Source organism: Pseudomonas sp. 01L34, assembly GCF_056400265.1.
In genome coordinates this window covers 708,520-727,317 of the sequence record NZ_JBFTSX010000004.1, presented here as the reverse complement: position 1 = coordinate 727,317, position 18,798 = coordinate 708,520, and the positions used below count along the sequence as shown (strand labels likewise).

At 59.3% G+C, this 18,798-nt stretch carries 19 protein-coding genes; all 19 read left to right on the top strand.

Annotated features, from left to right (window positions below):
* The first annotated feature begins 138 nt into the window (after window positions 1–138).
* The 19 genes from AC1DQM_RS15380 (at window position 139) to fliL (ending at window position 18,797) form a co-directional block, all read left to right on the top strand.
* Window positions 139–984 carry a flagellin domain-containing protein gene (locus AC1DQM_RS15380; RefSeq protein ID WP_018925034.1) on the top strand — a complete coding sequence of 282 codons (846 nt, stop codon included), beginning with the start codon at window positions 139–141 and terminating at the stop codon, window positions 982–984.
* Between the two features lie 71 nt (window positions 985–1,055).
* Window positions 1,056–1,421: a flagellar protein FlaG gene (locus AC1DQM_RS15375; RefSeq protein WP_026286326.1), complete on the top strand. Its 366-nt coding sequence runs from the start codon at window positions 1,056–1,058 to the stop codon at window positions 1,419–1,421.
* An 82-nt stretch (window positions 1,422–1,503) separates the two neighbouring features.
* Entirely contained in the window at window positions 1,504–2,940 is a 1,437-nt protein-coding gene (gene fliD / locus AC1DQM_RS15370; protein ID WP_477746447.1) for a flagellar filament capping protein FliD, read from the top strand.
* A gap of 126 nt (window positions 2,941–3,066) precedes the next feature.
* Window positions 3,067–3,462: a flagellar export chaperone FliS gene (gene fliS, locus AC1DQM_RS15365; protein ID WP_018925037.1), complete on the top strand. Its 396-nt coding sequence runs from the start codon at window positions 3,067–3,069 to the stop codon at window positions 3,460–3,462.
* A gap of 10 nt (window positions 3,463–3,472) precedes the next feature.
* Complete coding sequence (gene fliT / locus AC1DQM_RS15360; protein WP_018925038.1) at window positions 3,473–3,769, top strand: flagellar protein FliT; 297 nt, start codon at window positions 3,473–3,475, stop codon at window positions 3,767–3,769.
* Between the two features lie 172 nt (window positions 3,770–3,941).
* A complete protein-coding gene (locus tag AC1DQM_RS15355) occupies window positions 3,942–5,417 on the top strand; it encodes a sigma-54 dependent transcriptional regulator (protein WP_026345697.1) in 1,476 nt (491 codons plus the stop codon).
* A 127-nt stretch (window positions 5,418–5,544) separates the two neighbouring features.
* Complete coding sequence (locus AC1DQM_RS15350; RefSeq protein ID WP_477746463.1) at window positions 5,545–6,750, top strand: sensor histidine kinase; 1,206 nt, start codon at window positions 5,545–5,547, stop codon at window positions 6,748–6,750.
* Between the two features lie 5 nt (window positions 6,751–6,755).
* Complete coding sequence (locus tag AC1DQM_RS15345) at window positions 6,756–8,141, top strand: sigma-54-dependent transcriptional regulator (protein ID WP_477746446.1); 1,386 nt, start codon at window positions 6,756–6,758, stop codon at window positions 8,139–8,141.
* Window positions 8,142–8,270: 129 nt separating this feature from the next.
* A complete protein-coding gene (gene fliE / locus AC1DQM_RS15340; RefSeq protein ID WP_018925042.1) occupies window positions 8,271–8,600 on the top strand; it encodes a flagellar hook-basal body complex protein FliE in 330 nt (109 codons plus the stop codon).
* Window positions 8,601–8,615: 15 nt separating this feature from the next.
* On the top strand, window positions 8,616–10,403 hold the full coding sequence (fliF, locus tag AC1DQM_RS15335; RefSeq protein WP_477746445.1) for a flagellar basal-body MS-ring/collar protein FliF: 1,788 nt from the start codon (window positions 8,616–8,618) through the stop codon (window positions 10,401–10,403).
* Window positions 10,396–11,415 (top strand): flagellar motor switch protein FliG, encoded by a 1,020-nt coding sequence (gene fliG / locus AC1DQM_RS15330; RefSeq protein ID WP_003184041.1) that lies wholly within the window; start codon window positions 10,396–10,398, stop codon window positions 11,413–11,415. The genes fliF and fliG overlap by 8 nt, the downstream gene beginning before the upstream one ends.
* Window positions 11,416–11,422: 7 nt before the next feature.
* The gene (gene fliH, locus AC1DQM_RS15325) at window positions 11,423–12,232 is read left to right on the top strand and encodes a flagellar assembly protein FliH (protein ID WP_138866119.1); all 810 of its coding nucleotides are present in this window, start codon (window positions 11,423–11,425) and stop codon (window positions 12,230–12,232) included.
* Window positions 12,222–13,580, top strand: coding sequence for a flagellar protein export ATPase FliI (gene fliI, locus AC1DQM_RS15320; RefSeq protein WP_018925045.1), 1,359 nt, complete (start codon window positions 12,222–12,224; stop codon window positions 13,578–13,580). The genes fliH and fliI overlap by 11 nt, the downstream gene beginning before the upstream one ends.
* A 6-nt stretch (window positions 13,581–13,586) precedes the next feature.
* A complete protein-coding gene (fliJ, locus tag AC1DQM_RS15315; protein ID WP_477746444.1) occupies window positions 13,587–14,036 on the top strand; it encodes a flagellar export protein FliJ in 450 nt (149 codons plus the stop codon).
* 165 nt (window positions 14,037–14,201) lie between these two features.
* Window positions 14,202–14,507, top strand: a complete 306-nt coding sequence (locus tag AC1DQM_RS15310; protein WP_019648106.1) for an STAS domain-containing protein — start codon at window positions 14,202–14,204, stop codon at window positions 14,505–14,507.
* A 5-nt stretch (window positions 14,508–14,512) separates the two neighbouring features.
* Complete coding sequence (locus AC1DQM_RS15305; protein WP_064619470.1) at window positions 14,513–16,216, top strand: ATP-binding SpoIIE family protein phosphatase; 1,704 nt, start codon at window positions 14,513–14,515, stop codon at window positions 16,214–16,216.
* Between the two features lie 32 nt (window positions 16,217–16,248).
* Window positions 16,249–16,596: an Hpt domain-containing protein gene (locus AC1DQM_RS15300; protein WP_018925049.1), complete on the top strand. Its 348-nt coding sequence runs from the start codon at window positions 16,249–16,251 to the stop codon at window positions 16,594–16,596.
* A 105-nt stretch (window positions 16,597–16,701) separates the two neighbouring features.
* On the top strand, window positions 16,702–18,081 hold the full coding sequence (locus tag AC1DQM_RS15295) for a flagellar hook-length control protein FliK (RefSeq protein WP_477746443.1): 1,380 nt from the start codon (window positions 16,702–16,704) through the stop codon (window positions 18,079–18,081).
* Window positions 18,082–18,296: 215 nt separating this feature from the next.
* Window positions 18,297–18,797 (top strand): flagellar basal body-associated protein FliL, encoded by a 501-nt coding sequence (gene fliL / locus AC1DQM_RS15290; protein ID WP_019648109.1) that lies wholly within the window; start codon window positions 18,297–18,299, stop codon window positions 18,795–18,797.
* Window position 18,798 lies beyond the last annotated feature (1 nt).

Genomic DNA, 18,798 nt, shown 5'->3' with positions numbered 1-18,798 from the left:
AGTGTGATGGCAAAAAATTTCAAAAATCCCCTCAAGCAACCTGCATTCGCGACGATAACTATTACGAAGGTTCTCTAGGCCATACCGGGCGGTTGCCAGGGCCGGAAGCCGTAGTACCCAACCAACGAGGAATTCGTCATGGCTTTAACAGTAAACACCAACACTACATCTCTGGGTGTTCAGAAGAACCTGAACCGTGCTTCCGACGCACTGTCGACTTCGATGACTCGCTTGTCTTCCGGCCTGAAAATCAACAGCGCCAAAGACGACGCCGCCGGCCTGCAGATCGCTACCCGTATGACCTCGCAGATCCGTGGTCAGACCATGGCTATCAAAAACGCCAACGACGGTGTTTCGATCGCTCAGACCGCTGAAGGCGCTCTGCAAGAATCGACCAACATCCTGCAGCGTATGCGTGAAATCGCAGTTCAGTCGCGTAACGACTCCAACGGCACTGCTGACCGTACCGCTCTGGACAAAGAATACCAACAGTCGGTTGCTGAACTGACTCGTATCGCTCAGTCGACTAACCTGAACGGCAAGGCGCTGCTGGACGGTACCGCTGGTGCGATGGAGTTCCAGGTTGGTTCCAACACCACCTCCGACAACCAGATCACTCTGACCCTGGCTTCGAGCTTCGACTCCAGCGCCCTGGGCATGACCGGTACTACCATTTCCGGTACCTCCAACGCAGCCAACCACTCTGCTGTAGCGTCGGCTATCTCGGCTATCGACGCCGCTCTGTCGCGAATCAACAGCACTCGTGCTGACCTGGGTGCTGCACAAAACCGTTTCTCCAGCACCATCTCCAACCTGCAAAACATCAACGAAAACGCCAGTGCTGCACTGAGCCGCGTACAAGATACCGACTTCGCTGCTGAAACTGCACAGCTGACCAAGCAACAAACTCTGCAACAAGCTTCCACCGCAGTTCTGGCTCAGGCCAACCAACTGCCATCCGCTGTACTGAAACTGCTTCAGTAATAGCTGATGAGTTTTAGCGGGGGAGTGCGCTTGTCGCGCTCTCTCGCTTTTTACTTTAAGAGGTGATGGACATGGATATGAGCGTCAAGCTGAACTTGTCTTATCCTGCGGCCCAGCAGGCGACGACTGTTGCCGATAAGCCTGCGGAAAAGCCTCGAGCGGAAACTGCGCCAGTGGTTGCCGTCAAGGAAGAAGGTAAAAAAGACCAGACCGAGCAGGAAAAACTGAAGATGGCCGTTCAGGAAATCGAAAAGTTCGTTCAGTCGGTCAAGCGTAACCTGGAGTTCTCGATTGACGAGCCTTCAGGCAAAGTTGTGGTCAAAGTGATTGCCAGTGACTCCGGTGAGGTGATTCGTCAAATCCCCAACGAAGAAGTCCTTAAGCTGGCGAACAGTTTGAATGATGCAAGCAGTCTGTTGTTCAGCGCAAAAGTCTGACAACTGGCACGAATTTTGTTGCTATGTTCTTTTGGGCGTTGTAGTGGTCAAAAGGCCGGCGACACACTGAAGGGAGTTCCACATGGCAAGTCCAATTCTACCGGGCACGGGCTTAGGCTCCGGTATTAATACCGGTGATATCGTCAAGGCTCTGGTCAGCGCCGACAAGGCGGCCAAGCAGAATCAGATCGATCGTCAGACGACCACCAATACTGCGCAGATTTCCGGTATTGGTACTCTCAAAAGTGTCCTGGCGAACTTCCAGGCTGCAATCAAGAAGCTGCAAGATACGCAAGCTCCGCAGTTCCTGGGTTACAACGCCACGTCCGCCGACGCGAAAGTATTGACCGCTGTGGCGAGCAACACGGCTGTCAACGGTTCCTACGTGGTCAAGGTCAATAACCTTGCGACCTCGTCCAAAGTGGCCACCGCGGCCTTTGCCGGCGGTGCCAGCAGCGCCGTTGCGAGCGGCACGCTCAATATCACGCAAAATGGCGTATCCAGTTCTGTCACCATTCCGGCCGGCGCGACGTTGCAGTCGGTTCGCGATGCGATCAACACCCAGCAGGGCGCGAACGGTTTCAGCGCCAACATCGTGACCGACTCGTTTGGCTCACGTCTGGTGATGGGGTCCACGGCGACCGGTGCGGGCTCCGACATCACCCTCAGCGGTATCGCGGGTCTGGAGATCAATGCCGGCCAGCAAATGGGTGCAGCACCGACAGCGACTTCGGCGGGTGCCATCGGAGATTTCGCGGTGGACGCCAGTTTCACCGTGGACGGGCTCGCGCTGACTAGCAAAAGCAACAAGGTTGACTCGGCTATTTCCGGCTTGACCCTGAATTTGGTCGCCGGTGGTACCACGACGGTGACGGTTGGCCCGAACAGTGATGGCCTGAAAAAATCCATCCAAGCTTTCGTTGATGCTTATAACCAGGTTGTGACCAATGTCAATACGCTGACCAAGCCTTCCCTGGATAGCAATGGCAAGCCGACCGTTGCTGCAGCACTGACCGGTGACCCGTTGGCGCGCAGCGTTCTGGCATCGATTCGTACGCCGTTGGTCACAACGGGGGCGGGTGACAAACTCACTGTTCTGTCGCAATTGGGTATCACCACCAATCAGAAAACCGGTGCGCTGGATTTCGATAGCACCAAGTTCTCGACCGCGATGGATACCCAGAAGCTCGGTGGTGAAGTTCAGAAGCTGTTCCTGGGCGATCCGACGGCGACTGGCGATGCCTCCATGGGTCTGTTGACGCGCATGAACGATGCAATCACGCCTTACACGGTCACTGGCAGTGATGGGATCCTGGACACCCGTTCGACCAACCTGGCCAAGGCCAAGACGAATCTGGCCAGCCAGCAGGCAGCCCTGGATCGTCGGGTCGAGACGCTGACGGCGGTGTTGACCAAGAAGTACAACGATATGGATTCCCTTGTCGGCAAGCTGAAGGCAACGGCGAGCAATATTACTTCGATGTTCGATGCGATGAACGCACAGAAGAACGCTTCATAGCGCCTAAACGCCAAAAGCCCGGCAGCGGATTCCGCTTGTCGGGCTTTTTTAGTTTCGGATTAAAGATTTTTGACGCTATGTCGATAGCTTGATTATACGAATCACAGAGTTTTGGATGAGGTAAACATGAACCCGATGTTAGCCCTTCGGCAGTACCAGAAGATTGGCGCGCAAGCCCAGACTTCCGAGGCCAGTCCTCATCGTCTGGTGCAAATGCTCATGGAAGGCGGTCTGGATCGCATCGCTCAGGCCAAAGGTGCCATGGAGCGCAAGGATGTCGCCAATAAGGGTGTTTTTATCGGCAAGGCCATCGGCATTATCGGTGGTTTGCGAGAGGGGCTGGACCTGGAGAAACAGGCGGAGTCCGTCAGTGAGCTGGATAGTCTCTACGCTTACATGATGAAGCGTCTGGCGGAAGCCAACCTCAGGACCGATCCAAAAATCCTCGACGAAGTCGCCGACCTGCTTCGTACGGTCAAAGACGGTTGGGATGCCATTGGCGCACCTGCTCCCCAGTTTTAAGGAGATCACCATGAGTCTTGTATTGCAGCGAATCGAGCATACCCGGGACGCCCTGGTCGAGGCATTGGCCGAGCGTAACTGGGAAGCCATCGGTGAATTGGACCTGGCTTGCCGTTCCTGCATGGAAGACGTCTTGAGTGAAGCTACGGTGGACGAGACCGCGTTGCGCGAAAACCTGGAGGAGTTGCTGGGGGTGTATAAACAGCTCCTGGAAGCGGCGACGGGGGAGCGACAAGCGATAGTCGACGAGATGTCGCAGATCCACCAAGCACAGAACGCGGCAAAGGTTTACCATCTGTTTGGTTAATTAACCCTCAGTTAATCCAAACATAGTGCGCCATAAATTTGACTGTGCACGGTTTTTTGACTTAACTAGTGGCTGGTTCCAGATTTCAGGCGTCTACAGGCACAACGTGTCTGCAAGCGTCTAGCTTGCCCCTCATTTTGGGCATTGAGTTGACTAGGGAAGTTGCTATTGCATGTGGCGTGAAACCAAAATTCTGCTGATTGATGACGATAGCGTCCGCCGCCGCGATTTGGCGGTGATTTTAAATTTTCTCGGCGAAGAAAATTTACCCTGTGGCAGCCATGACTGGCAGCAGGCGGTCGGCTCTCTGTCATCAAGTCGTGAAGTAATCTGTGTCCTCATCGGGACGGTAAATGCTCCTGGTGCACTTTTGGGCCTGTTAAAGACACTCTCAACCTGGGATGAGTTCCTTCCAGTTTTGTTAATGGGCGATAATTCTTCCATTGACTTGCCGGAAGACCAGCGTCGCCGAGTGCTTTCGACGCTCGAAATGCCGCCCAGCTACAGCAAACTGCTCGATTCGTTGCACCGTGCCCAGGTCTATCGCGAGATGTATGACCAGGCCCGTGAGCGCGGTCGTCACCGTGAACCGAATCTTTTCCGCAGCCTTGTCGGCACCAGTCGGGCGATTCAACACGTCCGTCAGATGATGCAGCAAGTCGCCGACACCGACGCCAGCGTGCTGATCCTCGGTGAGTCCGGCACTGGCAAGGAAGTGGTCGCGCGCAATCTGCACTACCACTCCAAGCGTCGTGAAGCGCCGTTCGTTCCGGTCAACTGCGGGGCGATTCCGGCCGAGTTGCTGGAAAGCGAATTGTTCGGTCACGAGAAGGGTGCCTTCACCGGGGCGATCACCAGCCGTGCCGGGCGTTTCGAGCTGGCCAACGGCGGTACGCTGTTCCTCGACGAAATCGGCGACATGCCGTTGCCGATGCAGGTCAAGCTCTTGCGCGTCTTGCAGGAGCGCACGTTCGAGCGCGTGGGCAGCAACAAGACCCAAAGCGTCGATGTGCGGATCATCGCGGCAACCCACAAGAATCTCGAAAGCATGATCGAGATCGGCACGTTCCGCGAAGACCTCTACTATCGCCTGAACGTGTTCCCGATCGAGATGGCGCCGTTGCGTGAGCGCGTCGAAGACATCCCGTTGCTGATGAACGAGTTGATCTCGCGCATGGAGCACGAGAAGCGCGGGTCGATCCGGTTCAACTCGGCGGCGATCATGTCGCTGTGCCGTCACGGCTGGCCGGGCAACGTTCGCGAGCTGGCCAACCTGGTGGAGCGCATGGCGATCATGCACCCGTACGGGGTGATCGGCGTGGTCGAGTTGCCGAAGAAATTCCGCTACGTCGATGACGAAGACGAGCAGTTGGTCGACAGCCTGCGCAGTGATCTCGAAGAGCGGGTGGCCATCAACGGTCATACCCCGGACTTCACCGCCAATGCGCTGCTGCCGCCGGAAGGCCTGGACCTGAAAGACTACCTCGGCGGTCTGGAGCAAGGGTTGATTCAGCAGGCGCTGGATGACGCCAACGGCATTGTGGCGCGGGCGGCCGAACGGCTGCGTATTCGTCGCACGACCCTGGTGGAGAAGATGCGCAAGTACGGCATGAGTCGTCGAGATGGTGATGAACAGGCGGATGATTGACGCCTGTTTTTCAACCCCTTCATTTATAGGCAGTTTTTTTTAGGCACGGGTATTGCTATGTCCCTCGCAACGTTCCGTTTAACTGACGGTCACCACGCGAGAGAGCACAATGCCCCAAGCCGCCCAGATGTCTCCTGTCCCTGATGTTTCGGGGCAACCGTCGTCCGTAGAGCAGGCAAGCCGGCTTGGCCTTGAGCAGGCGTTTGCGCTGTTCAACCAGATGTCGAGCCAATTGACCGATTCCTACAGCATGCTCGAAGCCCGGGTCACCGAGCTCAAAGGTGAGCTGGCGGTGGTCAGCGCCCAGCGCATGCAGGAGTTGGCGGAAAAAGAGCGTCTGGCCAACCGGCTGCAAAACCTCCTCGATCTATTGCCCGGCGGCGTCATCGTCATCGACGCCCAAGGCATCGTGCGTGAAGCCAATCCCGCTGCGTGTGAGCTGCTCGGCTTACCCCTCGAAGGCGAGTTGTGGCGCCACGTCATTGCGCGATGCTTTGCGCCGCGCGAAGACGACGGTCACGAAATCTCCCTCAAGGACGGTCGGCGCCTGTCGATCGCTACCCGCTCGCTGGATGCCGAACCCGGTCAGTTGGTGTTGCTCAACGATCTGACTGAAACCCGTCATCTGCAAGATCAACTCGCCCGCCACGAACGCCTGTCGTCTCTGGGGCGGATGGTCGCCTCGTTGGCTCATCAGATTCGTACGCCGTTGTCCGCCGCGTTGCTCTATGCCAGTCATTTGACTGAGCAGGAACTACCGGTCGCCACGCAGCAGCGTTTTGCCGGCAGCCTGAAAGAGCGACTGCATGAGCTGGAACACCAGGTGCGCGACATGCTGGTGTTCGCTCGCGGTGAGCTGCCGTTGACCGATCGTGTCACTCCAAAAATGCTGATGCAGTCGCTGCAAGCGGCGGCGCTGACTCTTGTTCAGGATCTGCCGGTGCGCTGGCAATGCGACAGTCATGCCGGTGAGTTGCTGTGCAATCGCGATACGCTGGTCGGAGCGATCCTCAATCTAATCGAAAACGCCATTCAGGCCAGCGCCGGCGACGTCCGTTTGAAGGTTCACCTGTATACCCGCGACAACAACCTGCGCGTATCGGTCAGCGACAGCGGCAGTGGTATCGACACGAAGGTGTTGGCACGTTTGGGCGAGCCGTTTTTTACCACCAAAACTACCGGCACCGGTCTGGGTCTGACCGTGGTCAAGGCAGTGGCTCGTGCTCATCAGGGGGAGTTGCAGTTGCGTTCGCGGCCGGGTCGCGGCACTTGCGCGCAGGTGATCCTGCCGCTTTTTGCGGGTAAGCAGCCCAGCGCTCAGGGAGTGAAGTGAAGGATATGACCATCAAGGTTTTACTGGTCGAGGACGATCGCGCGCTACGGGAAGCACTGGCCGATACGCTGGTGCTTGCCGGACACGATTACAAGGCGGTCGGTTCGGCGGAAGAGGCGCTGGCTGCAGTGGGCGCCGAGGCATTTAGCCTGGTGGTCAGTGACGTCAACATGCCGGGCATGGACGGTCATCAGCTGCTTGGATTGCTGCGGGCTCGTCAGCCGCAACTGCCGGTGTTGTTGATGACCGCTCACGGTGCGGTCGAACGTGCGGTCGACGCCATGCGTCAGGGTGCGGCGGATTACCTGGTCAAGCCGTTCGAGCCCAAAGCCTTGCTCGACCTGGTGGCGCGTCACGCCTTGGGCAATCTCGGCGCGACCGAGAGCGAGGGGCCTGTAGCGTTCGAGCCGGCCAGTGCGCAATTGCTGGAATTGGCCGCGCGCGTGGCGCGCAGTGATTCCACGGTGTTGATCTCCGGTGAGTCCGGGACCGGCAAGGAAGTGCTGGCGCGTTACATCCATCAGCACTCCCATCGCGCCAGTCAGCCATTCATTGCGATCAACTGCGCAGCTATCCCGGACAACATGCTTGAAGCCACTTTGTTCGGTCACGAAAAAGGTTCGTTCACCGGCGCCATCGCGGCGCAGGCCGGCAAGTTCGAGCAGGCCGATGGCGGGACGATCCTGCTCGATGAAATTTCTGAAATGCCCCTCGGCCTGCAGGCCAAGTTACTGCGCGTATTGCAGGAGCGCGAAGTCGAACGAGTCGGCGCACGCAAGCCGATCACGCTGGATATTCGAGTGGTCGCTACCACTAACCGTGACCTGGCCGGTGAAGTGGCGGCGGGGCGTTTCCGCGAAGATCTTTACTATCGCCTGTCGGTGTTCCCGTTGGCCTGGCGTCCGCTGCGTGAGCGCACCGCCGACATCCTGCCGCTGGCCGAGCGCCTGCTGGCCAAACACGTCAATAAAATGAAGCATGCCGCGGCAAAGCTTTCGCCCGAGGCGCAGGCCTGCCTGATCGGCTATCCGTGGCCGGGCAACGTGCGTGAACTGGATAACGCGATCCAGCGGGCCTTGATTCTGCAGCAGGGCGGTTTGATCCAGCCGCAGGATTTTTGTCTGGCCGGGCCCGTGGCGTGTGCGCCATTGCCAGCATTGGCGCCGGCGCCTGCACGAGCTGTGGAAGTCGAAGGCGAATCGGCGGGCGCCCTCGGTGATGACCTGCGGCGCCGTGAGTTCCAAATGATCATCGACACCTTGCGCGCCGAGCGCGGCCGCCGCAAAGAAGCCGCCGAGCGACTGGGCATCAGCCCGCGCACCTTGCGCTACAAGCTGGCGCAGATGCGCGATGCCGGAATGGATGTGGAAGCGTATTTGTTCGCCACGTAACGGTCGGCAAACAAAAGCACAGGAGAGCTTTTGTTTAGAGCGGCCACGGAGCTGGCACCCTTGTTGCTAACACCTCACTACTCGCCGAGTGAGTGTCAAAAAATTGCGAGTAGCCAAAGAGAGCAGACCATGAGCCAAGGTATTGAATTCAACCGGTTGATGCTGGATATGCGCGCCATGCAAATGGATGCCATGTCTGCGCCGAAATCGACTGCCGCAGTCCCTGAAGTGGGTGGCAGCAGCTTTGCCGACATGCTCGGTCAGGCCGTCAATAAAGTGAACGACACCCAGCAGGCGTCCAATCAGTTGGCCAGTGCCTTCGAGATCGGTAAAAGCGGCGTCGACCTGACGGACGTGATGATTTCCTCACAGAAGGCCAGCGTGTCTTTTCAGGCACTGACCCAAGTGCGTAACAAGCTGGTTCAGGCTTACCAAGACATCATGCAGATGCCGGTTTAAGGACGAGATTGAGTCATGGCAGAAGCAATCGCCGATAATGTTCCGGCCAAGGCCACTCCAATAGACGGCAAACCGCCGCTGTTCGGGTTGTCTTTCCTGGAAAACCTCTCCGAGATGACCATGTTGCGTCAGGTGGGCCTGTTGGTCGGCCTGGCTGCGAGCGTGGCGATTGGTTTTGCCGTGGTGTTGTGGTCCCAGCAGCCGGACTACCGGCCTCTATACGGCAGCCTTGCCGGCATGGACGCCAAACAGGTCATGGAAACCCTGGCCGCCGCCGACATTCCCTATACCGTCGAACCGAATTCCGGTGCCTTGCTGGTCAAGGCCGATGACCTGTCCCGTGCGCGGCTCAAGCTCGCGGCCGCTGGTGTCACTCCCAGCGACGGCAATATCGGTTTCGAGATTCTCGACAAGGAGCAGGGGCTGGGTACCAGTCAGTTCATGGAGGCGACCCGCTATCGTCGCGGCCTCGAAGGCGAACTGGCCCGGACCATCTCCAGCCTGAACAACGTCAAGGGTGCCCGCGTGCACCTGGCGATTCCGAAAAGTTCGGTGTTCGTGCGTGACGAGCGCAAGCCAAGCGCTTCGGTTCTGGTTGAACTGTATTCCGGTCGCTCGCTGGAGCCGGGCCAGGTCGTCGCCATCATCAATCTGGTGGCGACCAGCGTTCCCGAACTGAGCAAATCGCAGATCACCGTTGTCGACCAGAAGGGCAACCTGCTGTCGGATCAGGCGGAAAACTCCGAGCTGACCATGGCCGGCAAGCAGTTCGATTACAGCCGTCGCATGGAAAGCATGCTGACTCAGCGCGTGCATAACATCCTGCAACCGGTGCTGGGCAACGACCGCTATAAAGCCGAAGTCTCGGCCGATGTGGATTTCAGCGCCGTCGAATCGACTTCCGAGCAGTTCAACCCGGATCAACCGGCGTTGCGCAGCGAGCAGTCGGTCAACGAACAACGTACCGCCAGCAATGGCCCGCAAGGTGTGCCGGGTGCCTTGAGCAACCAGCCGCCGTCGCCTGCCTCGGCGCCGCAAACCACTGGTGGCGCCACTGCGTCGGCCGGCATGGTGCAGCCAGGCCAGCCACTGCTTGATGCCAACGGTCAGCAGATCATGGACCCGGCCACTGGTCAGCCGATGCTGGCGCCGTACCCGGCCGACAAGCGTCAACAATCCACCAAGAACTTCGAGCTCGACCGTTCCATCAGCCACACCAAACAACAGCAGGGCCGTTTGAATCGCCTGTCGGTGTCGGTGGTGGTGGACGATCAGGTCAAGGTCAACGCAGCCAATGGCGAAACCACCCGTGCGCCGTGGAGCGCCGATGAATTGGCGCGCTTCACTCGCCTGGTGCAGGACGCGGTCGGTTTCGACGCCAGCCGTGGCGACAGCGTCAGCGTGATCAACATGCCGTTCTCTGCTGAGCGCGGTGAAGTGATCGCCGAGATTCCGTTCTACTCCCAGCCGTGGTTCTGGGACATCGTCAAGCAAGTGCTGGGGGTGTTGTTCATCCTGGTGCTGGTGTTCGGTGTGTTGCGTCCGGTGCTCAAGAACATCACCGGCGGGGGCAAAGACAAGCAACTCGCGGCCTTTGGCAGCGACGTGGAACTCGGCGGCATGGGCGGCCTGGACGGCGAACTGTCCAACGACCGCGTCAGCCTCGGTGGCCCGACCAGCATCCTGCTGCCGAGCCCGAGCGAAGGCTATGACGCACAGTTGAATGCAATCAAGAGTCTGGTGGCAGAAGATCCGGGTCGCGTGGCCCAGGTCGTGAAAGAGTGGATTAACGCAGATGAGTGATAACCGAGCCGCTGTCGCCAAACTGTCCCGGGTTGATAAAGCCGCGATCCTGCTGCTGTCCCTGGGTTCTACGGATGCCGCACAAGTGCTGCGCCACATGGGGCCCAAAGAGGTCCAGCGTGTGGGCGTGGCCATGGCCCAGATGGGTAACGTGCACCGCGAGCAGGTCGAACAGGTCATGAGCGAGTTCGTCGACATCGTCGGCGACCAGACCAGCCTGGGCGTCGGCTCCGATGACTACGTGCGCAAAATGCTCACCCAGGCCTTGGGCGAAGACAAGGCCAACGGCCTGATCGACCGGATCCTGCTGGGCGGCAACACCAGTGGCCTCGACAGTCTGAAGTGGATGGAACCGCGCGCCGTCGCCGACGTGATCCGCTACGAGCACCCGCAGATCCAGGCGATCGTAGTGGCGTACCTTGATCCGGACCAGGCCGGTGAAGTGCTGGGCAACTTCGACCATAAGGTGCGGCTGGACATCATCCTGCGGGTGTCTTCGCTGAACACCGTGCAGCCGGCGGCCCTGAAAGAGCTCAACCAGATTCTCGAGAAGCAGTTCTCCGGCAACTCGAATGCCTCGCGCACCACCCTGGGTGGCATCAAGCGCGCGGCAGACATCATGAACTTCCTCGACAGCTCGATCGAAGGTCAGTTGATGGACTCGATCCGCGAAGTCGACGAAGACTTGTCCGGTCAGATCGAAGACCTCATGTTCGTGTTCAACAACCTGTCCGATGTCGACGACCGCGGTATTCAGGCGCTGTTGCGCGAAGTGTCCTCGGACGTCCTGGTGCTGGCCCTCAAGGGCTCGGACGAAGGCGTCAAGGAAAAGATCTTCAAGAACATGTCCAAACGAGCGGCCGAACTGTTGCGCGACGACCTCGAGGCCAAAGGCCCGGTGCGTGTCAGCGACGTGGAAACGGCGCAGAAAGAAATCCTCACCATTGCCCGCCGTATGGCCGAAGCCGGAGAAATCGTTCTCGGCGGGAAGGGCGGCGAAGAGATGATCTAAGGTCACTATGTCGTCCAAACATGATGAGTCCCAGACCGACCTGATCCGTGGCAAGAACGTCGCAGGTTTCGATGTCTGGGCGCTGCCCAGCTTCGACCCGTTTGTGCCGGAACCCGAGCCGGAACCGGAACCCGAACCGCCGGAAATGGAAGAAGTGCCGCTGGAAGAAGTCCAGCCACTGACCCTCGAAGAGCTCGAAAGCATTCGCCAGGAGGCCTACAACGAAGGCTTCGCGGTTGGCGAGAAAGAAGGTTTCCATAGCACCACGCTCAAGGTCCGTCAGGAAGCCGAAGTGGCCCTGACGGCCAAGATCGCTGGCCTGGAACAGTTGATGGCCAACCTGTTCGAGCCCATTGCCGAGCAGGACACCCAGATCGAAAAGTCGCTGGTCGACCTTGTACAGCACATCACCAAACAGGTTATTCAGCGCGAGCTGGCCATCGACTCGACGCAGATCGAACACGTCATGCGTGAAGCGCTCAAGCTCTTGCCACTGGGCGTGGGCAATGTGCGGTTGTACGTCAACCCGCAGGATTTCGAACAGGTCAAAGCCCTGCGCGAGCGCCATGAAGAAACCTGGCGCATCGTCGAGGACGAGTCCTTGTTGCCGGGCGGTTGCCGGGTCGAGACCGAACACAGCCGTATCGATGCGACCATCGAAACCCGTGTGACCCAGGTCATGGCCAAGCTGTTCGACCAATTGCACGATCAGGCGTTGCACCCGGCCGCGCCGGACCTCAGCCTGGAATTGCCGATCGACAAGAAGCCTGCCGTCACCCCGGTCGAACCGGAACTGGACCATCCCGATGCGCCTTGATCGCACCAGCTTCGCCAAGCGCCTCGGCAGCTACGCCGAGGCCACGGAGCTGGCTGGCGCGCCGATCCTCGAAGGTCGCCTGTTGCGTATGGTCGGCCTGACCCTCGAAGCCGAAGGCTTGCGCGCCGCCATGGGCAGCCGCTGCATGGTCATCAACGATGACAGCTATCACCCGGTGCAGGTCGAAGCCGAAGTCATGGGCTTCTCCGGCAGCAAAGTGTTTCTGATGCCGGTCGGCAGCGTCGCCGGCATTGCGCCAGGCGCACGCGTGGTTCCCCTGGCGGACAACGGTCGCTTGCCGATGGGCATGAGCATGCTCGGGCGGGTACTCGATGGCGCCGGTCGTGCGCTGGATGGCAAGGGCGGGATGAAGGCTGAAGACTGGGTGCCAATGGACGGCCCGACCATCAACCCGCTCAAGCGTGACCCGATCAGCCAGCCGCTTGACGTCGGTATTCGCTGCATCAACGGTTTGTTGACGGTCGGTCGCGGTCAGCGCCTCGGGCTGTTCGCCGGTACCGGCGTCGGCAAGAGTGTGCTGTTGGGCATGATGACCCGTTTCACCGAGGCCGACATTATCGTGGTCGGGCTGATCGGTGAGCGGGGTCGAGAAGTTAAAGAGTTCATCGAGCACATCCTTGGTGAAGAAGGGCTCAAGCGTTCGGTGGTGGTGGCTTCGCCGGCGGACGATGCGCCGCTGATGCGTTTGCGCGCGGCCATGTACTGCACGCGGATCGCCGAGTATTTCCGCGACAAGGGCAAGAATGTCCTGTTGCTGATGGATTCCCTGACCCGTTTCGCTCAGGCCCAGCGGGAAATCGCCCTGGCCATCGGCGAACCGCCGGCGACCAAGGGCTATCCGCCGTCGGTGTTTGCCAAGTTGCCGAAACTGGTGGAGCGGGCCGGTAACGCCGAAAAGGGCGGCGGCTCGATCACCGCGTTCTACACGGTATTGTCTGAAGGCGATGACCAACAGGACCCGATCGCCGACTCGGCGCGGGGCGTGCTTGACGGGCACATCGTGCTGTCCCGGCGTCTGGCCGAGGAAGGGCATTACCCGGCTATCGACATCGAAGCGTCCATCAGTCGGGTCATGCCGTCGGTGGTCGGTATCAAACACCTGAACCACGCGCAGATGTTCAAGCAATACTGGTCGCGCTATCAGCAGAGCCGCGACCTGATCAGTGTCGGCGCCTACGTGCCCGGCGGTGACCGGGAAACCGACACAGCGATCAATCTGCAACCGGCCATGTCCCTGTACCTGCGCCAGGGCTTGAACGACAACATCAGCATGGGCGCCAGCGAAAACCATCTTGCTTCGGTCTTCGCGCCAGCGCCAGGCGGTTAACCGGTCATGGCCTCGAGTCGCGCGGCACGCCTGGCGCCTGTGGTGGACATGGCTGAAAAGGCCGAGAAAACCGCCGTCCAGCGCCTGGGGCACTTCCAGGGCCAGGTTCGTTTGGCGGAAAGCAAACTCGCCGACCTCGAAGCCTTCCGTCTCGACTACCAGGAACAATGGATCGTGCGCGGCAGTGGCGGCGTTTCGGGTCAGTGGCTGCTGGGCTATCAGGGTTTTCTCGCGCAATTGGGCACGGCCATCGACCAGCAGCACCAGAGCCTGAACTGGCATCAAAACAACCTGAACAAGGCCCGAGAAGCCTGGCAACAGGCATTTGCCCGGGTCGAAGGCTTGCGCAAACTGGTTCAGCGCTACATGGATGAGGCACGGCAACTGGAAGACAAGCGCGAGCAGAAGTTGCTGGATGAATTGTCCCAGCGGTTGCCGCGTCAGGATTCGTATTGAGTGTTGGTTTCAAAGGATTGCAGCCTACGGCAGCACCTGCACGGGTGCATGCAAACCTGATTCAGGAGACGCTGTCGAAGGCTGCGATCTTTTGACCTTGCCCCAGCCCCCGGCAAGTGCTAAACCTTGTACACGTACGTTCGCCAATGACAAGGAAGCCGTGAAATGTCAGTCGTTACAGAAGTATCCCCGGATGGGCAAAAGTTGACGATTTCGGTTAAGGGGCGATTCGATTTCGGTCGTCATCAGGAGTTTCGCGAGTCCTACGAGCGACTCAACCAGAAACCCGAGTCCATCGTCGTAGATCTGAAGGAAGCCACGTATCTCGACAGTTCGGCGCTGGGCATGTTGCTTTTGCTGCGCGATCACGCCGGTGGCGACAACTCCGATATTCGTGTCGTCAACAGCAGTAGCGATGTGAAGAAAATCCTCGCCATCTCCAACTTCGACAAGCTGTTCGACATCAGTTGACTGTCATGCAGCCGCTCGAGCCGCTGACGATTCTGATCGCCGAAGACAGTGCGGCCGATCGTATGCTGCTGTCGACTATCGTCCGTCGTCAGGGTCATGAAGTGCTGACAGCCAGTAATGGCGCCGAGGCGGTCGAGGCGTTTCGCTCGCAGCGGCCGCACCTGGTGCTGATGGACGCCATGATGCCGGTGATGGATGGCTTCGAGGCCGCGCAGCAGATCAAGGCGCTGGCCGGCGAAACCCTGGTGCCGATCATCTTTCTGACGTCGCTGACCGAAAGCGAAGCCCTGGCTCGTTGTCTGGAGGCCGGGGGCGACGACTTTCTGGCAAAGCCTTACAACCAGGTGATCCTCGCGGCCAAGATCAAGGCAATGGACCGCCTGCGGCGTTTGCAGGCCACGGTGCTGGAGCAGCGCGACCTGATCGCCAGGCACCATGATTACCTGCTCAACGAGCAGCGAGTGGCCAAAGCCGTGTTCGACAAGGTGGCCCACTCCGGTTGCCTGAATGCGCCGAACATCCGTTATCTGCAATCGCCCTATGCGCTGTTCAACGGTGATCTGTTGCTGGCCGCGTTTACCCCGGTCGGCGACATGCATGTGTTGCTCGGTGATTTCACCGGCCATGGTTTGCCGGCCGCTGTCGGTGCCATGCCGTTGGCCGAAGTTTTCTATGGCATGACCGCCAAGGGTTATGGCTTGTCCGAAACCCTGCGCGAGATGAACGCCAAACTCAAACGTATCCTGCCGGTCGACATGTTCTGCTGCGCGACCCTGCTGCGCCTGAGCTTTCAGCGAGGGTCGGTGGAGGTCTGGAACGGCGGGATGCCGGACGGCTATTTGCACAACGCCACCAGCGGCGAGCGTACAGCGCTCACGGCACGGCACTTGCCGCTGGGTGTGCTGAGCCCGCAAACCTTCGATGACCGCACCGAGGTGTTCCCGATGGCCGTCGGGGATCGGGTGTTCCTGTTGTCTGATGGAGTGATCGATACTTGCGATGCCAATGAACAGTTATTTGGCGTAGAGCGATTGGAGCAGGTGTTTGCAGCCAATCGTCAGCCCGATGCGCTGTTCGAAGAAATCGAGCAGGCCCTGCGGGACTTTCGCGGCGAGGCTCGCGATGACGTGAGCATGGTTGAGGTCAGCCTGTTGGATGCGGCGCAACTGAGCCCGCCAGCACCGGTATATTCCGACAGCGGTCAGTCCTGCCCGCTGGACTGGTCGGTGAGTTTCGAATTTCGCGCCGCCACCCTCAAACGCTTCAACCCGCTGCCGTACCTGTTGCAATTGCTGTTTGAGGTGCACGGCCTGCGCGCTCAAAGTGGTGCGCTCTACAGTGTGCTGGCAGAGCTTTACTCCAACGCCCTGGAGCATGGCGTGCTAGGTCTGGATTCGAGTCTCAAGCGCGATGCTTCGGGTTTTGCGCGTTATTATCAGCAGCGCAGTGCGCGCCTGGACGAATTGCAGGACGGCTATGTGCGGGTACATTTGCAGGTGACGCCAAAAGGCGAAGGTGGTTGCCTGACTGTTCGAGTCGAAGACAGTGGCAAGGGCTTCGATGTGGTGCGGGTGATGGAGCGTCCCGTCGATGATGTCCGTTTGTCGGGACGTGGAGTCAGTTTGATCCGACAGTTGAGTCATCATGCGAGCTGGTCCGATAATGGGCGCAGTGCTCGCGTGGAGTTTTTCTGGGAGGCTCAGGCATAATCCCGGGCATTCTTGATCAAAGGAGTGAACAAGTGGACAACACACATCTGGATCGTGACGTGCTGAGCGCGTTGCAAGAAGTTATGGAGGATGGGTATCCAGAATTGCTCGATACCTTTCTCAGCGATTCCGAAGAGCGATTGAGCTTGCTGCGCAAGGCTGACGATGCCGATCGGTTAGGTGCCACGGCGCACAGTTTCAAGGGCAGCAGCAGCAACATGGGCGCGACTCGGTTGGCTGAGCTGTGCCATGAGCTGGAGCAGCGAGCCAAAGAGAAAAAACTCGAAGGCATAGAAGCGCTGGTTGGAGAGATCGACGGCGAATTCGCGATTGTTCGACCGCTTTTTGAGGCAGAGCGCCAACGTTCCCTGGCTGAATAAGACAACCATCCAGCGCTTTTGGCGGCCAGCGAACAAAGCTGGCTCGACCCTTGCAGTCAACTCACTCAACTGTACCTACGATCCCAGTGCAGCGGAGACCGTTCCATGCCCGTTACCCCCAACATTCTTATTCAGGCCGCTGCTGCGGCCAAGACTCAAGCCGCGTCCGCCAATACACCGGCGTCGACGGTTGAGCCCGGGGACAAGGCGTCCAGCTTCGCTGAGGTCTACGCCAATCAAGCCCAGAACAAGCCTTCGGCTACGGCGGACGGATCGGCTAAACCTGTACGTGACAAAGCCTCGGACAACACTGGCAAAAAGGACGTGGGCAACGACTCGTCTGCCGCCCAGGAACCGACGGTTGCCGATAGCGGCAAATCCTTGCCCGCCGATAAACCGGCGCAGGCCGATGACAAGACCGCCAGCGATGACGCGCCGGATACCGCTGAGCCGACGACGCCGGTAGTCGATACCGCGCCTGTCGATCCAGCCCTCGATCCAGCCCTCGATCCGGCGTTGATGCAAGTGGTGCAGCCGGTGCTGCCAGCCCCTGTACCGGAAACCCCACCGGTTGTCGCCGCTGTGCAGTCAACCGTACAAGCACCCGTCGCGGCCGCCGTTACCGCAACAGCGACGCCGGCCGTTGCGACCACCGATCCTGATTTCGATCCCGAAGCCGATCCTCTTGATGCGCTGCCGGCCGTGCGTATGGCGTTGGAGCAGAGCGGGCACGTTTCGGCCGCCAGCCAGGCTCAGCCAAAAGCGGCGCCGACTCAGGCTCACGTCGACGGCGAGCTGACCTCGGCACAGAACTTTGCTGCAGGCATGGCGAGCATGCTCGACGTGCAGGCTGATCAGGACAGCACCAGCCAGGGCGGCGAGAAGGCGTTCAGTGGCCTGATCGATGACGGCCTCAAGGATCTCAAGTCCGCCAGCAGCGACACCCGTGTCGATGACTTCGCCAATCGTCTGGCGGCTCTGACCCAAGCGGCAACACCCAAGACTGCCAATGCATTGCCGGTGAACCAACCGATCGCCATGCATCAGAGCGGTTGGACCGAAGAGGTGGTCAACCGGGTCATGTACCTGTCCAGCGCCAATCTCAAGGCGGCGGATATCCAGTTGCAACCGGCCGAACTGGGACGCCTCGATATTCGGGTGAACATGGTTCCGGATCAGCAGACCCAAGTGACCTTCATGAGCGCTCACCCAAGCGTTCGCGAAGCACTCGACGGGCAAATGCATCGCCTGCGGGACATGTTCGCGCAGCAGGGCATGGGCCAGGTCGACGTCAACGTTTCCGATCAGTCCCGTGGCTGGCAGGGCCAGGGGCAGGAACAGGCTCAACAGGGGCAGGGCGGGCGCACCAATGCCAGTGGCGGTCGCCTCGATTCGATGGATGAAGAGCTTCCTGCGACGGTCGCTGATGTGGCCGCCAACACCACCAGCGTGATCGGCACCAGCGCGGTCGATTATTACGCCTGATAAATCAGGACGCCCCCTCAAAAGATCGCAGCCTTCGCCAGCTCCTTGTATCTACGGGTGTACACCATCCAAATGCAGGAGCTGCCGAAGGCTGCGATCTTTTGATTTTCGTTGCCTGCCTGCCGCCTCCACATAGCCCCAGACACTTCTGGCATAACACTTGCTCTTGCCTTGCCGTGCGACTGTGAAAACCCGAATAGTGACGGATTATTGGCATGGCGAAGAGTGAAGCAGTAGTAAAAGACCCCGCAACCAAAGGCAAAATCAAGCTGATCATTGTGATCGTCGTGGCCCTGCTGCTGGCGATCGGCTTGTCCGTGGGGGCGACCTGGTTCTTCATGCACGGCGCCCAGAGCAAGCCTGCCGCCGCGGCTGAAACCGCTGTGGTCGGCAAGCAGCCGGCGATCTTCGAGCCAATGGCTCCAGCCTTCGTGGCCAACTACACCCAGAACGGCCGTCAGCGCTACATGCAGGTGAGCATCACCATGCAGGGGCGTAATCAGGCTGATCTGGAGGCGCTCAAAGTCCACATGCCAGTGATCCGCAATAACCTGGTCATGCTGTTTTCCGGTCAGGATTTCGCCACGCTGGCGACCCCGGTTGGCCAGGAGATGTTGCGTCAGAAAGCCACGGCCAGCGTTCAGGAAGTGGCGCAGAAAGAGCTGGGCAAAGTGGTGATCGAACAGTTGCTTTTCACTAATTTCGTACTGCAGTAGG

Excerpts from the sequence above, each read along its gene's own strand:
- AC1DQM_RS15345 (WP_477746446.1), top strand. The coding sequence starts at position 6,756 with ATGACCATCAAGGTTTTACTGGTCGAGGACGATCGCGCGCTACGGGAA.
- fliH (WP_138866119.1), top strand. The coding sequence starts at position 11,423 with ATGTCGTCCAAACATGATGAGTCCCAGACCGACCTGATCCGTGGCAAG.
- fliE (WP_018925042.1), top strand. The coding sequence starts at position 8,271 with ATGAGCCAAGGTATTGAATTCAACCGGTTGATGCTGGATATGCGCGCC.
- fliJ (WP_477746444.1), top strand. The coding sequence starts at position 13,587 with ATGGCCTCGAGTCGCGCGGCACGCCTGGCGCCTGTGGTGGACATGGCT.
- AC1DQM_RS15380 (WP_018925034.1), top strand. The coding sequence starts at position 139 with ATGGCTTTAACAGTAAACACCAACACTACATCTCTGGGTGTTCAGAAG.
- fliL (WP_019648109.1), top strand. The coding sequence starts at position 18,297 with ATGGCGAAGAGTGAAGCAGTAGTAAAAGACCCCGCAACCAAAGGCAAA.
- AC1DQM_RS15355 (WP_026345697.1), top strand. The coding sequence starts at position 3,942 with ATGTGGCGTGAAACCAAAATTCTGCTGATTGATGACGATAGCGTCCGC.
- AC1DQM_RS15350 (WP_477746463.1), top strand. The coding sequence starts at position 5,545 with ATGTCTCCTGTCCCTGATGTTTCGGGGCAACCGTCGTCCGTAGAGCAG.
- fliD (WP_477746447.1), top strand. The coding sequence starts at position 1,504 with ATGGCAAGTCCAATTCTACCGGGCACGGGCTTAGGCTCCGGTATTAAT.
- fliS (WP_018925037.1), top strand. The coding sequence starts at position 3,067 with ATGAACCCGATGTTAGCCCTTCGGCAGTACCAGAAGATTGGCGCGCAA.
- fliG (WP_003184041.1), top strand. The coding sequence starts at position 10,396 with ATGAGTGATAACCGAGCCGCTGTCGCCAAACTGTCCCGGGTTGATAAA.
- fliF (WP_477746445.1), top strand. The coding sequence starts at position 8,616 with ATGGCAGAAGCAATCGCCGATAATGTTCCGGCCAAGGCCACTCCAATA.
- AC1DQM_RS15310 (WP_019648106.1), top strand. The coding sequence starts at position 14,202 with ATGTCAGTCGTTACAGAAGTATCCCCGGATGGGCAAAAGTTGACGATT.
- AC1DQM_RS15305 (WP_064619470.1), top strand. The coding sequence starts at position 14,513 with ATGCAGCCGCTCGAGCCGCTGACGATTCTGATCGCCGAAGACAGTGCG.
- fliT (WP_018925038.1), top strand. The coding sequence starts at position 3,473 with ATGAGTCTTGTATTGCAGCGAATCGAGCATACCCGGGACGCCCTGGTC.
- AC1DQM_RS15375 (WP_026286326.1), top strand. The coding sequence starts at position 1,056 with ATGGATATGAGCGTCAAGCTGAACTTGTCTTATCCTGCGGCCCAGCAG.
- AC1DQM_RS15295 (WP_477746443.1), top strand. The coding sequence starts at position 16,702 with ATGCCCGTTACCCCCAACATTCTTATTCAGGCCGCTGCTGCGGCCAAG.
- fliI (WP_018925045.1), top strand. The coding sequence starts at position 12,222 with ATGCGCCTTGATCGCACCAGCTTCGCCAAGCGCCTCGGCAGCTACGCC.